Origin of the sequence: Mumia sp. Pv4-285 (genome assembly GCF_041320275.1) — a bacterium.
GTDB lineage: Bacteria > Actinomycetota > Actinomycetes > Propionibacteriales > Nocardioidaceae > Mumia > Mumia qirimensis.
Genome location: NZ_CP162023.1, coordinates 1,149,669 through 1,163,218, shown reverse-complemented (window position 1 = coordinate 1,163,218; position 13,550 = coordinate 1,149,669). Strand labels below are relative to the sequence as shown.

The 13,550-nt window shown below is 69.0% G+C and carries 8 protein-coding genes; 5 read left to right on the top strand and 3 right to left on the bottom strand.

Annotation, left to right across the window (positions count from 1 at the left end; translation table 11 throughout):
* Positions 1–6: 6 nt before the first annotated feature.
* Both AB3M34_RS05575 and AB3M34_RS05570 read right to left on the bottom strand, forming a co-directional pair.
* Positions 7–5,565, bottom strand: coding sequence for a hypothetical protein (locus tag AB3M34_RS05575; protein ID WP_370618096.1), 5,559 nt, complete (start codon positions 5,563–5,565; stop codon positions 7–9).
* A 110-nt stretch (positions 5,566–5,675) separates the two neighbouring features.
* Positions 5,676–7,049: a cystathionine beta-synthase gene (locus AB3M34_RS05570; protein ID WP_370618095.1), complete on the bottom strand. Its 1,374-nt coding sequence runs from the start codon at positions 7,047–7,049 to the stop codon at positions 5,676–5,678.
* A gap of 40 nt (positions 7,050–7,089) precedes the next feature.
* On the opposite strand from AB3M34_RS05570, the gene AB3M34_RS05565 reads away from it, so the two are divergent.
* Both AB3M34_RS05565 and AB3M34_RS05560 read left to right on the top strand, forming a co-directional pair.
* Positions 7,090–8,058 (top strand): SGNH/GDSL hydrolase family protein, encoded by a 969-nt coding sequence (locus AB3M34_RS05565; protein WP_370618094.1) that lies wholly within the window; start codon positions 7,090–7,092, stop codon positions 8,056–8,058.
* Positions 8,059–8,097: 39 nt separating this feature from the next.
* Positions 8,098–8,676 (top strand): hypothetical protein, encoded by a 579-nt coding sequence (locus tag AB3M34_RS05560; protein ID WP_370618093.1) that lies wholly within the window; start codon positions 8,098–8,100, stop codon positions 8,674–8,676.
* Between the two features lie 55 nt (positions 8,677–8,731).
* Here AB3M34_RS05560 and AB3M34_RS05555 read toward each other — a convergent pair whose 3' ends face one another.
* On the bottom strand, positions 8,732–9,595 hold the full coding sequence (locus tag AB3M34_RS05555; protein WP_370618092.1) for a Bax inhibitor-1/YccA family protein: 864 nt from the start codon (positions 9,593–9,595) through the stop codon (positions 8,732–8,734).
* A 266-nt stretch (positions 9,596–9,861) separates the two neighbouring features.
* On the opposite strand from AB3M34_RS05555, the gene AB3M34_RS05550 reads away from it, so the two are divergent.
* From AB3M34_RS05550 to AB3M34_RS05540, 3 genes are all read left to right on the top strand, one after another.
* On the top strand, positions 9,862–11,499 hold the full coding sequence (locus tag AB3M34_RS05550; RefSeq protein WP_370618091.1) for a peptide ABC transporter substrate-binding protein: 1,638 nt from the start codon (positions 9,862–9,864) through the stop codon (positions 11,497–11,499).
* A 105-nt stretch (positions 11,500–11,604) separates the two neighbouring features.
* A complete protein-coding gene (locus AB3M34_RS05545) occupies positions 11,605–12,609 on the top strand; it encodes an ABC transporter permease (protein WP_370618090.1) in 1,005 nt (334 codons plus the stop codon).
* The gene (locus AB3M34_RS05540) at positions 12,602–13,537 is read left to right on the top strand and encodes an ABC transporter permease (protein WP_370618089.1); all 936 of its coding nucleotides are present in this window, start codon (positions 12,602–12,604) and stop codon (positions 13,535–13,537) included. The genes AB3M34_RS05545 and AB3M34_RS05540 overlap by 8 nt, the downstream gene beginning before the upstream one ends.
* Positions 13,538–13,550 lie beyond the last annotated feature (13 nt).

Here is a 13,550-nt window from a genome sequence, read left to right as displayed (position 1 = left end):
GGCCGCCTAGTTCTGGTCCACCAGCCTCGCTCCGCGACGCCGCCGCCACGCCAGCAGCCATCCGCCTGTCAGCATCATCAGCAGCGCGGCCACTGAGATCCAGCCCGCGGGGCCTCCGGCATCGGGAAGCCCTGGCCCGTCCGGCGTCGTGGGTGTCGCCCTGGGCGGTGTCTCGTGCGTGGTCGTACGGCAGTCCTCCTGCGCCGCCGCACGGGAGGACGAGAGGTCAGGGCCCTCGGGCGGGCACGGCTGCGCACCGTCACCGGTGACCACGTTGCGCAGCACCACGTCCTCGGCGTCGCCCGCGACCGTCACCTTGTAGGTCAGGGTCTGCGTCCCGGTCAACGTCCCGATGTTCCAGGTCAGCGACGAGCCTGAGAGGGCCGTCGATCCCGCGCTCGCGGTGATGCTGCCGCCGACCAGGCTTGCGTGCACGAGGACGTTCGAGAGGTCGTCGACCACGGTGACGCCGTCCACGCTCGTGCCGGAGACGACCCCAGCCCGCACCGTGTACGTGACGACGTCGCCCGGATCGACCTTCGAACCCGACGGCGGGTCGCTCGACTTGACGACGGTCCAGGTGCTCGCCGGGGGTGTCGCGTCGTCGTCGTTCGTGATCGTGCAGGTCACGTCGTCCCGCGCGGCGAGCGTCACGGTCGCCCCGTCGAGGGTGATCGGGTCGCCGCGGTTCGTGCACACCCAGTCGGAGGCGGTGTAGCCGTCAGGACCGGTCTCGGACAGGGCGTAGTCGCCTGCGCCGACGAAGACGGTCGTGACGGCGTCGTCGCCGGTCGCGCCGGAGACCGGGGTCGGACCGTCCGCCGACAACGTCCAGTCCGTCGCGACCGCCGTGCCACCGTCGTCGTTCACGACCACCTTCACCAGCGTCAGCCGCGACGCGGTGTGCGTGTTGACGATCGTGCAGGTGACGTCTCCGCCGTTCGGGACCACCACCGACGCGCCCGTGACCGAGCCGCCCTCGCACGTCCAGTCGCCGGCGGCGTAGAGCAGCGGGCCATCAGACTCGGACAGGTCGTACGACCCCGCGTCCACCGTTGCGTCGGTCACGGCCGGGTCGCCGGTGACGCCTTCGACACCGTCTGTCGGACCGTCCGCCGTCAGCGTCCAGTCCGTCGGCTCCGCCGAACCCCCGTCGTCGTTGACGACCTCCTTGACGAGCGTCAACGTCCCCGGCTCGTCGTCGTTGTTGATCGTGCACGTCACCGCAGTGTCGAGGGGGACCGTGACGACACCATCCACCACGGTCGCGGCGCCACAGTCCCAGTCGCCTGCTGCGTAGCCGTCGGGGCCGCCCGACTCGGAGAGCGTGTAGTCGCCCGCCGAGACCGCGGCATTGGTTACTTCAGGATCGCCGAGAGAGCCCTCGACCCCCTCCGTCGGCCCGTCAGCAGCAAGCGTCCAGTCCGTCGCCTCCGCCGTGCCGCCGTTATCGTTCGTGACCGTCTTCACCAGGGTCAGCTCACCCGGTTGGTCGTTGTTGGTGATCGTGCAGGTGACGGCGCCGCCGTTCGGGACGGTGACCGTTGCGCCCTCCAGCTCGGCGTCCTCGCAGTCCCAGTCCGTCGCGGTGTACCCATCGGGGCCGTCGTCCTCCAGCAGCGAGTACTCGCCGGCAGTCACGTCGACAGCGGTGACCGCGTCGTCACCCGTCGGCCCCTCGATGCCGGTGGTCGGACCCTCCGCCGACAACGTCCATTCCGTGGCCTCCGCCGTACCGCCGTTGTCGTTCACGACCTCCTTCACCAGTGTCAACGTTCCGGGCTGGTCGTCGTTGTTGATCGTGCACGTCACGTCAGCGCCGTTCGGGACAGTGACGACTCCGTCCTCGATGGTCGCGTCGCCGCAGTCCCACTCGCCCGCGGTGTAGCCGTCCGGGCCGCCGGACTCCGAGAGCGTGTAGTCACCGGCGTCGACCGTCGCGCCGGTCACCGCGTCGGAGCCGGTCGTTCCCGTGATGGGAGTCGGACCGGCCGCGCCGAGCGTCCACGCAGTCGGGAGCGCCGTGCCGCCGTTGTCGTTCGTGACCGTCTTGACCAGGGTCAGCTCACCTGGTTGGTCGTCGTTGGTGATCGTGCAGGTGACGGCGCCGCCGTTCGGGACGGTGACCGTTGCGTCCTCTAGCTCGGCCTCGCCGCAGTCCCAGTCCGACGCGGTGTATCCGACAGGCCCATCAGCTTCCGACAGCACATAGTCGCCTGCCGACACGGTCACTGCGGTGACCGCGCCGTCACCTGTCGGACCCTCGATCCCGGTGGTCGGGCCGTCAGCCGACAGCGTCCACTCCGTCGCCTCGGCCGTGCCGCCGTTGTCGTTGACGACCTCCTTGACCAAGGTCAACGTGCCGGGGTCGTCGTCGTTCACGACCGTGCAGGTCACGTCGGCACCGTTGGCGACCGAGACAACGCCGGCCACGACGGGAAGTGCGCCGTCCGGACCGACGCACGACCACACGGATGCCGTGTAGCCGCCGGGCCCGGTCTCGGCGAGCGCATACGAACCGGCGCTCACGGTCACGTTCGTGACGGTGGGCGACCCGGTCGGTCCCGTGATCCCCGTCGTCGGTCCGACCGCGGACAGGGTCCACTCCGTCGCCTCGGCCGTACCCCCGTCGTCGTTCGTGACGGTCTTCACCAACGTCAACGAGCCGGGTTCGTCGTCGTTGACGATCGTGCACGTGACGTTCCCGCCGCTCGGAACGGTGACGACCGAGCCAGCGAGGTCACCGCCCTCGCACTCCCAGTCACCCGCCGTGTATCCGCCCGGCCCCCCGGACTCGGCGAGCAGGTACTGTCCGGGAGCGATCTGCGCGTCGGTCACCTCGGGCGAGCCCGAGACGCCGGAGATCGGGCTCATCCCGTCGGCGGACAACGTCCAGTCCCCTGGCTCTGCTGTCCCGCCGTTGTCGTTGGTGACCTCTTTGACGAGCGTCAGGAAAGCCGGCTGCTCCCGGTTGGTGAACGTGCAGGAGCCGATGAACAGCGGCGGGACGGTGACGGTGTCGACATCGCGAGGCTCGCCCTGCGCGATCTGGCAGGTGGGTGGCCCGATGGGCGCGTAGCCCGCAGGTCCGCCGGACTCGGTGATCCGGTAGATGACCCCTGGCCGGATGTTGAACGGCACGAGAACGGCCGAGCCCGTCACCGTGACGGGCTCGAGCCCTGCTGGCCCGTTGAGCGGAGTTGCCGTGAGCGACCAGTCGGACGGCACGGCGCTGCCGCCGTAGGCGTTGACGACGAGCTTGCTCAGTGCGAGTCGAGCGCCGTCGTTGAAGGTCGTACACCGGACGTCGTAGCCGACCGGCACGTTCACGCCGCCGTTCAGGCCGTCACCGTAGCCCGGGATGACCTCGCCGTCGGGTCCGACCTGCTGACAGGTCCAGCTCCCGGAGTTGCCAGGCGGGATCACCGCATTGGAGTCGACGAACTGGATGAAGTTCAGGTCGCCCCCGGACTCGGTCAGCCCGTAGCGGACGCCGGGCGTCACGTCGACCGACGTCACGCCAGCGCTCCCGCTCGCGCCTGCGGGTCCGGTGAGTGCGCCCGCGGGGGCGATCGACGTCAAGGTCCACAGCGTGGGATCGGCGACGGCGCCACGCACCTCCTTCGCGAGCGTCAGCGTGGAGACGCACGTGAGCACGTTCGTGATCGTGTACGTGTTCACAGCCGCTGTCAGGGTCTCCTCGGCCGGCAGGTCGATCGACACGGTCGCACCGTTGCGCGAGGTGAGCTGCTGCGAGACGAGCGTGCAACCGGTACGGGTCGTGAGGTCGACCGTCTCGCCGATCGCCACCTCGTCGTTCAGGAAGAAGCCGACCTGCGCCGCGCCCCACGGCACGGTCGTGCCGTTCAGCGTCCCGTTGGCAACGAGACCCTCAGGTTGGGTCCCATCCGCGAATGCGGTGCCGTTGATCACCCACGTCTTGTTCACAGTGACCGTCGCGGGTGGGTCGGGTGCGCGGTTGTAGACCGTGCAGGTGATCGGGAAGGCGCTGTTCGCCGTCACCAGGAACCCGAGGGCCCCCGAGTTCGTCGACGGAACCGCAGCCCCTGTGTCCGTCCTCGTACAGGTCGCGTTGTTCCCGTTGACCTGCTGGAGCGTGAAACCCGCCTGTTGGGTCTCGGCGAAACCCACGGTGCCGGACGTGACCCCTCCGGTGAACTCGAGCGGAAAGTTCACAGCGCCGGTCGCACCGGTCGTCCTGGAGGCGGGCGGGGTCACAATGACCGACGACGAGAAGGTCTCGGCGGCGAATTCCCAGCCGGGAGCCGCTACGGCGCCCGCCGTCGATCCCGGAGGCGCCGTCGGCGGCACGATCTGCTTGACGACGGAGACCGATCCCAGGCACGAACCGAGCGCGAGCGCGCGGAGCTGCTGACCGGCCTCGACGTAGTTGGCCGTCTGGTAGTAGTCGGAGCCAAGGTTGGGTCCCGAGATCGATCGAAGGTTCAGTCCGCTGCCGGTGTTGCTGACACCGTCGCCCACACCGAACGCGATCACCCTCGTGTTCTTCGCCTTGATGGCGTTGGCCGAGAAGATGCCGTTCTCCACCTCGCGGAACCGCGTCCTGGACCCCGGGCCCTCGACGTTCTGTCCGTAGTAGGTCGGGTTGCCGTCCGTGATGATGACCGCGACGTCGAACTCTGTCGTCGACTCGGCGACCTGGGCGAACCCACGGTCCCAGTTCGTGCCGCCGCCGGCTCCGCCGGGCTTGGTGATCCCGGCGATGCTGGCCTTGACGGCGGTCGCCCCTCCGGGGGTCGCGACGGACGTGAGCGGGAAGGTCGCGTTCGCTGCACCCGCAGCCGGCGCGCTGCTCGCGAACGTGAACGAGCTGACGGCGGACGGCGTCCCGGTGAGCGAGTCGACGAAGGCCGCGCTCGCCGCCTTCAGACCGACCAGCTGTGCGTCCGTGACGGAGTTGGAGAGGTCGTGGACGATCGCGACGTTGACCCCGCACTGGGCGGGGAACACCGGGTTGGCCAGCGAGTTCTGCCAGACGCCGCCCGAGGCCTCGTTGTTCGTGTTGCCGGTACCGATCATGAAGTTCACGGTCGAGCTGTAGGTCTGGCCGTTCTGCAGCGTCGTCCCGGTCTGGAAGCGGTACGGATCGCTGGCGACGGTCTCTCCCGTCCCGAGTGACGGGTTCGTGTACCACCCGGTCGGCGCTGCGACCTGGCGCACCCAGAAGCGCCGGTTCCGGTTCGATCCACCGATGGCCTGGGTGTCGGGCACGACGATCGAGCAGTCGCCGTCGGCGTCGGACGTGCACGTGAACGCTGGAGTCCCGCCGGTCGCGTTGTCGTAGAAGCCGAGCTGGACGCCGCTCAGGCTCGAGACGCCGCTCGAGCCCGTACGGCTCCCGCCGACCTTCACGGTGATCACCGCGTTGTTGCCGGTCGCCGGTGGAACTGCCTGCGGCACGACCAGGTCAGGCAGCACCGCCGGAGCCGGCGCCGCGACCGCGCTCAATCCAGCCGTCAGCGCGACCGCGCCCAGCACAGCGGCAAACCGCCGCCAGCGACCCGAAGGGCTGCCTCCGACCATGGATCCCCCAATCCAGATCGCCCGCCGAGCAACGCACGGCAGACCTCTGCATCATGCCGCACTTTCGGACATGCGCACGCGAGATGGGAGAACTCGCCCAGGGGGTCGGGTCAGAGCGTGGCGACGTACCCCAACAGGTCCTGCCGGGTCAGCACGCCCACCGGGTCGCCGTCGTCGTGCACGAGCACGGCGTCGGCGTTCTCGAGCTCCGCGACCGCCTCCTCGACGGGCTCACCGGCGCCGACGCTCGGCAGCGGCGGCGCCATGTGCTCCTCGACCATGTCCGAGAGCGACGCGACACCGTGGAAGAGCTTGTCCAAGAGGTCGCGCTCGCTCACCGCGCCCGCGACCTCGGCCGCCCGCACCGGAGGCTCCGCGAGCAGCACCGGCATCTGCGAGACGCCGTACTCGCGGAGGATCTTCACCGCCTCGGCCACCGACTCGTGCGGGTGCGTGTGCACCAGGTCGGGGAGGCGCCCGTCCTTGCCTCGGAGCAGGTCGCCGACATGCTTCTCGCCGCGCGGCGGGGCCAGGAACCCGTACCGGGAGAGCCACTCGTCGTCGAACACCTTCGTCAGGTAGCCGCGGCCACCGTCCGGCAGGAGCACCACGATCACCGCGTCGGGATCATCCAGCTCGTGGGCGAGGCGCACTGCCGCGGCGGCGGCCATGCCCGCCGAACCGCCGACGAGCATCGCCTCCTCGCGGGCGAGACGGCGCGTCATCGCGAACGAGTCGGCGTCGCTGACCTCGATGATGCGGTCGGCCACCTCACGGTCGTACGTGTCGGGCCAGAAGTCCTCGCCGACGCCCTCGACGAGGTACGGCCGACCCGTCCCGCCCGAGTAGACCGACCCGTGCGGGTCGGCTCCGACGACCTGCACCCGTCCGTCGCTCACCTCGTTGAGGTAGCGCCCGGTCCCGGAGATCGTGCCGCCCGTGCCGATGCCCGCGACGAAGTGCGTGATGCGCCCCTCGGTCTGCTCCCACAGCTCAGGGCCGGTGGTCTCGTAGTGAGCGCGCGGGTTGTTCGTGTTGGCGTACTGGTTGGGCTTCCAGGCGCCTTCGATCTCGCGCACGAGACGGTCGGAGACCGAGTAGTAGGAGCCCGGGTGCTCCGGCGGCACGGCCGTCGGGCACACCACGACCTCGGCGCCGTACGCCTTGAGGACGTTGCGCTTGTCCTCGCTCACCTTGTCCGGGCACACGAAGACGCAGTGGTAGCCCTTCTCCTGAGCCACCATCGCCAGCCCGACACCGGTGTTGCCGCTCGTCGGCTCCACGATCGTGCCGCCGGGCTTGAGCTCGCCGGCCTCCTCCGCGGCCTCGACCATCCGGGTGGCGATGCGGTCCTTCACGCTCCCGCCCGGGTTGAAGTACTCGACCTTGGCGAGCACGAGGCCCGGTGCGTCGTCGGTCACTCTCCTGAGCTTGACCAGCGGCGTGTTGCCGACGAGGTCAAGCAGCGCGTTAGCGTAGTCCACACTCGCAGTGTAGATCGGAGAGGAACGGTGGCCCGGGGCGATGACTCGAGCACGGGCGGCACGCAACCTCGCAGCAGCCGCCGTCGTCGGCGGCAAGGGCCTCGGCGTCCTCGGGCTGCTCGGTGGCAGTGCCTTCGGCATCCTCAGGCTCCAGGCGGGGCACGCACGCAAGGCGATCGGGGTCTCGGACGCGCGCCCACCGTCGCCCGACGGGGTGTACGGCGCCGACCTGCTCGGTGACCCGATCCGCTTCGTGATGCTCGGCGACTCGACCGGGGTCGGGTACGGCATGACGCGAGCCGAAGACACCCCTCCCGCCCTGTTCGCAGCCGGTCTGTCGCAGATCGCAGGCCGCCCAGTCGAGGTCATGAGCCAAGCCGTCGTCGGCGCGGTCTCGTCGGACCTCGCCGGCCAGATCGAGCTCGCGCTGCCGTCCAGACCGCAGGTCGCCGCGATCGTCATCGGCGCCAACGACGTGACCCACGTGAAGAGCGTCGCCCGCTCCGTCGCAGCACTCGGCGAGGCAGTCCGAACCCTCCGCGAGAACGGGTGCGAGGTCGTCGTGGGCACCTGCCCCGACCTGGGCACCGTACGCCCGCTCGGGATTCCGCTTCGGCTCGTCGCGCGCCGGATCAGCCGGCGGCTCGCCGCCGCGCAGATGATCACGGTGGTCGAGGCAGGCGGGCGCGCCGTCTCGCTCAGTGATCTGCTCCAACGCAACTTCTGGATCGCGCCGACCGAGATGTTCGGCGACGACCGGTTCCACCCGTCGGTCGCGGGGTACGCCAGCATGGTGGCGGCGATGCTGCCGTCGGTCGCCGTCGCCATCGACGTCTGGGACGACGACGAGGAGTCCGCCGGCTATCCCGGTGGCGTCGTGCTGCCGGTGTCGTTCGCCGCCGCCGAGGCCGCCGACAACCCGGGCACGGAGGTCTCGCGCACCGAGGTGGGCGGCTCCGACCGCGGTCCGCGCGGGCGCTGGGCGGCGTTGCGCGTCGTACGCCGCTGACAGTCGCGGACCGCTCCCTCCCGGTCGTACGGTGTGGCCATGATCTTCGACCGGGCGACACTCGACGGGATCGTCTCGGGGCGGGTCGACCGAGCGTACCGGCGATGGACGCACCCGCAGGTCAAGGCGGGGAGTCAGCAGCGCACCGCGGTCGGTGTCATCGAGTTCGGTGCCGTCGAGCAGGTCGACGCCGACGCGATCTCCGACGCCGACGCCCGCGCGGCAGGACAGCGCGACGCCGTGACGCTCCGCAAGAAGCTCGCGCGCCGAGTAGAAGGCGAGGTGTGGCGCGTGGCGGTCCGGTACGCCGGCGCCGACCCTCGCGTGGCGCTGCGTCAGGACGCGGACCTGAGTGCGGACGACCGTGCCGACCTCGACCGCCGGCTGGCCCGGATGGACGCCGCGGCGGACGAGCCGTGGACGCGTCCCGCGCTCGAGGTCATCCGCGACCAGCCCGCCGTCGTCTCGACCGAGCTCGCCGCTTCGCTCGACATGGAGCGCTTCGTGTTCAAACGACGAGTACGCCGGCTCAAGGAGCTCGGACTGACCGAGAGCCTCGAGGTCGGCTACCGCATCTCGCCGAGGGGTGCGGCGTACCTCGACGGCAGCCAGGGCTGAGACGCACAGCGCCCCGTCCCTCTGACGAGGAACGGGGCGCCGAGGTCTCGACAGGCTAGTTGTCGCCCCGCAGGATCGCGAGGATCCGCAGGATCTCGAGGTACAGCCAGATCAGCGTGACCGTCAGGCCGAACGCCGCACGCCACGACTCGCGGTCCGGGAGGCCGGCACGGATGCCGTTCTCGACGAAGTCGAAGTCGAGGATCAGGCACAGCACACCGAGGACGACCGCGATGACGCTGACGACCAGGCCGAGGCCCGTCATGTCGCGAAGCCCGAAGTCGGCCCCGAAGAAGCTGAGCACGAAGTTCACCAGCAGCACGGCGACGAAGCCGAACAGCACCGCCGTCACGCCGCGGCGGAACTTGTCGGTGACCTTGATGTTGAAGAACCGGTAGACGAACAAGGTGCCGGCGAACGCGGCGATCGTGCCGAGGACCGCCTGCGCGACGATCGTCGGATCGCCGACCCACGACGAGATGACCTTGGAGAAGGCGCCGACGAACACGCCCTCGACCAGGGCGTACGCGAGCACCAGCGCCGGGCTGATGACCTTCTTGAACGAGTTGACCATCGCCAGGACGAAGCCGATGATCGCGCCGCCGGTGGCGAGAGCGCCGGCCGTGGCGAGCTTGCTCTCGTCGACGGTGATGTCGCCGAGCATGAACCAGACGACCGCGGCGCTGACCGCGGTGAGTCCGATCGTGAGTGCGGTCTTCTGGACGACCGAGTCGATCGTCATCCGGTCGGCGACGGCGGTGCCGTAGGGGGGCTGGCCGGAGCCGCCGCCGTAGCCGTCGGCCTGACCGCCGACCTGCCAGGTGCTCGGGTCGGTGTATCCGGCCTGGGCGGTGCCGGACTGGGCCGCGCGACCGTTGAACTCGTCGCTGCGGGCAAAGACGGGGTTGCTGCTCTTCATCAATCCTCCGTACGCGGGCGGGCTCGGACTGGAGTCCGTCGTGGCAAGCGTACCGGAACGAAGGCAACCCAAACTTACGTACGGTTTCCTGGGTGGATTCTGTTGGGAAATCAAAGAATCAAGGTGTTCTGCACGCGGTATCCGGTGCGTAACTTTCCAAGAATCGCGGTTACGAATTCGTTACGGGTGTTCCTTCGCCGCCTCTCGGTGGGGCAGGATCGACACAGCCTCCCGGCCGGATGGGAGGCCCACTCTTGGAGGCAACTGTGAAGACTGCTCGACTGGCTGCGGGGCTCACGGCCCTGGCCCTGGTGGTGACCGGCTGCGGAGGCGGCGACGGAGACGACTCCGAGGGCGACGGAGATGCGACTGTCAAGCTGACCCTCAGCCAGGACGTCGACACGCTGCTGCCCATGGACTCCAACGTCGGGGACAACATCAGCGTCCTCGACGTCGTCTACGACGGCCTGGTCCGTTACGACCCGAAGACGACCAAGCCCTACAACTACGTCGCCGAGGACATCTCCTCGACCGACAACACGGTCTGGACCATCAAGATCAAGGACGGCCTCACGTTCCAGAACGACGAGCCCGTCGATGCCGACGCCTTCGTCCGCGCGTGGAACTACGCCGCGTACGGACCGAACGCGATGGCCAACAACTACTTCTTCGAGCGTTTCGCCGGCTACGACGAGATGCAGGGCGAGTACGAGGAGGACGACGAGGGCAACGTCACCGTCACCACCGAGCCGACCGCCAAGGAGCTCAGCGGCCTCAAGGTCGTCGACCCGCAGACGCTCGAGGTGACGCTCAACGGCCCGTTCGCCGGCTTCGCCACGATGCTCGGCTACACCGGCTTCTTCCCGGTTGCGCAGGAGTGCATCGACGACGTCGAGGCCTGCGCGGTCAAGCCGATCGGCAACGGCCCGTTCGAGATCGAGGAGTGGGACCAGGGGCAGAGCCTCTCGGCCGCGAAGTGGGACGACTACTCCCTCGAGGAGACTCCTGACTACGGCCGCATCGAGTGGGTCGAGTACTCCGGCGACTCCGACTGGGCCGACTTCGAGGCAGGCGACGTCGACGCGTCCTTCCCGCCGCCCGCCGAGTGGCAGGCCGCGGTCAGCGATCCCGACCTCTCCTCGCGCATGGTCGAAGGACCGGGCGCCGCGCTGACCTACATCGGCTTCCCGATGTACCTCGGCAAGCCGTTCGACGACATCGAGTTCCGCAAGGCGATCTCGATGGCGATCGACCGCGACACGATCATCGAGAAGGTCGTCCCGGGCCGCTTCGTCGCCGCCGACAGCTGGGTCGTCCCGGACGGCGTGCCCGGCGGCGTCGCCGGCACCTGCGAGTTCTGCACGTTCGATCCCGCCGCCGCGAAGGCCGCACTCGCCAAGGCCGGCGGCTGGCCGAAGGACAAGAAGCTGATCATCCACCTGGGTGAGGACGAGGAGAGCGAGGCGATCTTCAAGGCCGTCGGCGACTCGATCCAGCTCAACCTCGGCATCCCGTACGAGCTCGACCCGACGCCGGACTACTTCGACCGTCGCTCCGCACGGGACTTCACCGGCATCATGCGCGCGAACTGGTTCCCGGACTACCCGTTGAACGAGAACTACCTCGCGCCCGTGTACGCCAGCGGCGATCCCAAGCTGGGCAACACGAGCTTCGGCTACTACAACGCCGACTTCGAGGCCCTCATCAAGGAGGGTGACAGCGCTCCCGACCTCGAGAGCGCCGTCACGAAGTACCAGGAGGCCGAGAAGGTCATCGCGTCGGACATGGCGTCGGCACCGGTCGCGTTCAGTCGGAACGTGATGTTCTACAGCGACCGGCTCGACAACGTGGTCCTCGACCCGTTCAGCGGTGAGGTCAAGCTCCGCCAGCTGAAGGTCAACTGATCACGGCCGGTGGCCGGTGCCTTCGCGGCACCGGCCACCGGTCCCCCAGCCGTCCGTCGCGCTCCCCCGCGTCGTACGGCTCCGAGACGAGGAGATGAGCGAGACTTGGGTCGCTACATCACACGGCGAGTGCTCCAGGGCATCCTCACGCTGTTCCTGGTGATGTTCCTGCTGCACCTGCTGACGACGCTGGCGATCCAGCTCAACGGCAACCCGGCCCAGGCGTTCTTCGGGGACCGTACGCCGAGCCCGTCGCAGCTGGCCGCTGTCGAGGCGCGCTACGGCCTCGACGACCCGTGCTACGACCAGCTCGGCAACCCGTGCATCGGCCCGTTCGTGGAGCGGCTCGGCGACTACGCGCAGGGCGACTTCGGCGAGAGCCTCCGCGGACGTGAGGTCACCGACATCGTCTCCACCGCCGCCCCCAACACGCTGCGCCTCTTCGCGGTCGTGACCGTGACCTGGCTGCTGATCGGCATGACGCTCGGCGGCATCGCCGCTCGACGCCGCGGCAAGGCCAGCGACCACGGCATCCGCGGTCTGTCGATCCTCATCGACGCCCTGCCGGTGTTCGTGATGCTCCTCGTCTACAAGTACATCTTCTCCGTGCCCGCGAGCCGCTGGGCGAAGGAGACGTTCGGCGCGGACAGCTTCCCGGCGCTGCTCTTCAAACCGTCCTTCTCACCGCAGCACGCGTGGGTGACCGTCATCATCCCAGGCATCCTGCTCGGCCTCGCCGGCTCCGCGGCGTTCATCCGCCTGGTGCGCGCCGCACAGCTCGAGACCTACAACGCCGACCACGTCCGTACGGCTCGGTCCAAGGGCCTGAGCGAGCGTCACGTCTCGCGGCACCACGTCGTACGCAACTCCGCCATCCCGGTGGTCACCGCCGTCGGCATCGTCTTCACCGAAGCACTCGCCGGTGCCGTCATCACCGAAGGGATGATGAACATCTACGGCATGGGCGGCGTGCTGTGGAAGGCAGTCCAGGACAGCGACGTCAGCGTCGTCATCGGCATCGTGACGCTGCTGGCCGTCGTGACCGTGGTGGTGATGATCGTCGTCGACGTCGTCTACGCCGCCCTCGACCCGAGGATCCGCTATGAGTGACCCCAGCGTCTCCGCGCTGATCGCGGAGGAGACCCAGAGCGGCGGCCCGTCCCGGTCGCTGTGGTCGGAGGCGTTCCGCTCGCTGCGGCGACGGCCCGACGTCATCCTCGCGACGATCGTCGCCGTCTTCTTCCTGCTCGTGGCGCTGTTCCCCTTCCTCTTCACGTCGAAGGACCCGCAGCGGTGCGACATCGCCGACTCGCGCATCCCACCGCAGTGGTTCGGTGGTGAGCACCCGTTCGGCACGAACGCGTACGGCTGCGACGTGCTCGCACAGCTCGTGCACGGCACCCGACCGTCGCTGCTGCTGGCGTTCATCGTCGTCGCGGTGTCGGTGCTCATCGGTGTCACGCTCGGCACGATCTCCGGCTACTACCTCGGCATCGTCGACGCCGTCGTCTCGCGGATCGTCGAGGTCTTCCTGGTCATCCCGCTGCTGCTCGCCGCGTTGCTGCTGCTGTCGCTGTTCCGCAACGTGGACCTCGGCGACGGGCCGGTGACGACCATCGCGCAGCCCGCGATCGTGCTGACGATGTTCGCGTGGATGGGCTACACCCGCTACGTCCGGGCGAGCGTACTCGAGACGAAGAACCTCGACTACGTCACGGCGGCACGCGTGATGGGCGCCTCCGACCTCCGCATCATGGTGCGCCACATCCTCCCCAACGCGATCGGCACCGTGACGGCGCTGGTCCCGACGGCGATCGCGGCGGTGATCGGCACCGAGGCGGTGCTGGCGTTCCTCGGCATCGGCGTGCGGCCGCCGGCGGTGAGCTGGGGAATCATGATCGAGGAGGGGTCGCAGTGGTTCACCGGTGGCTCCGAGTACCTCCTGCTCTTCCCGCTCGGCTGCCTCATGGCCACGGTGCTGTCGTTCGTCGTCATCGGCGACAACCTCCGCGACGCTCTCGACCCGAAGTTGAAGTGAGGGCTGACGTGAC

Excerpts from the sequence above, each read along its gene's own strand:
- AB3M34_RS05560 (WP_370618093.1), top strand. The coding sequence starts at position 8,098 with ATGATCTTCGACCGGGCGACACTCGACGGGATCGTCTCGGGGCGGGTC.
- AB3M34_RS05575 (WP_370618096.1), bottom strand. The coding sequence starts at position 5,565 with ATGGTCGGAGGCAGCCCTTCGGGTCGCTGGCGGCGGTTTGCCGCTGTG.
- AB3M34_RS05540 (WP_370618089.1), top strand. The coding sequence starts at position 12,602 with ATGAGTGACCCCAGCGTCTCCGCGCTGATCGCGGAGGAGACCCAGAGC.
- AB3M34_RS05555 (WP_370618092.1), bottom strand. The coding sequence starts at position 9,595 with ATGAAGAGCAGCAACCCCGTCTTTGCCCGCAGCGACGAGTTCAACGGT.
- AB3M34_RS05565 (WP_370618094.1), top strand. The coding sequence starts at position 7,090 with ATGACTCGAGCACGGGCGGCACGCAACCTCGCAGCAGCCGCCGTCGTC.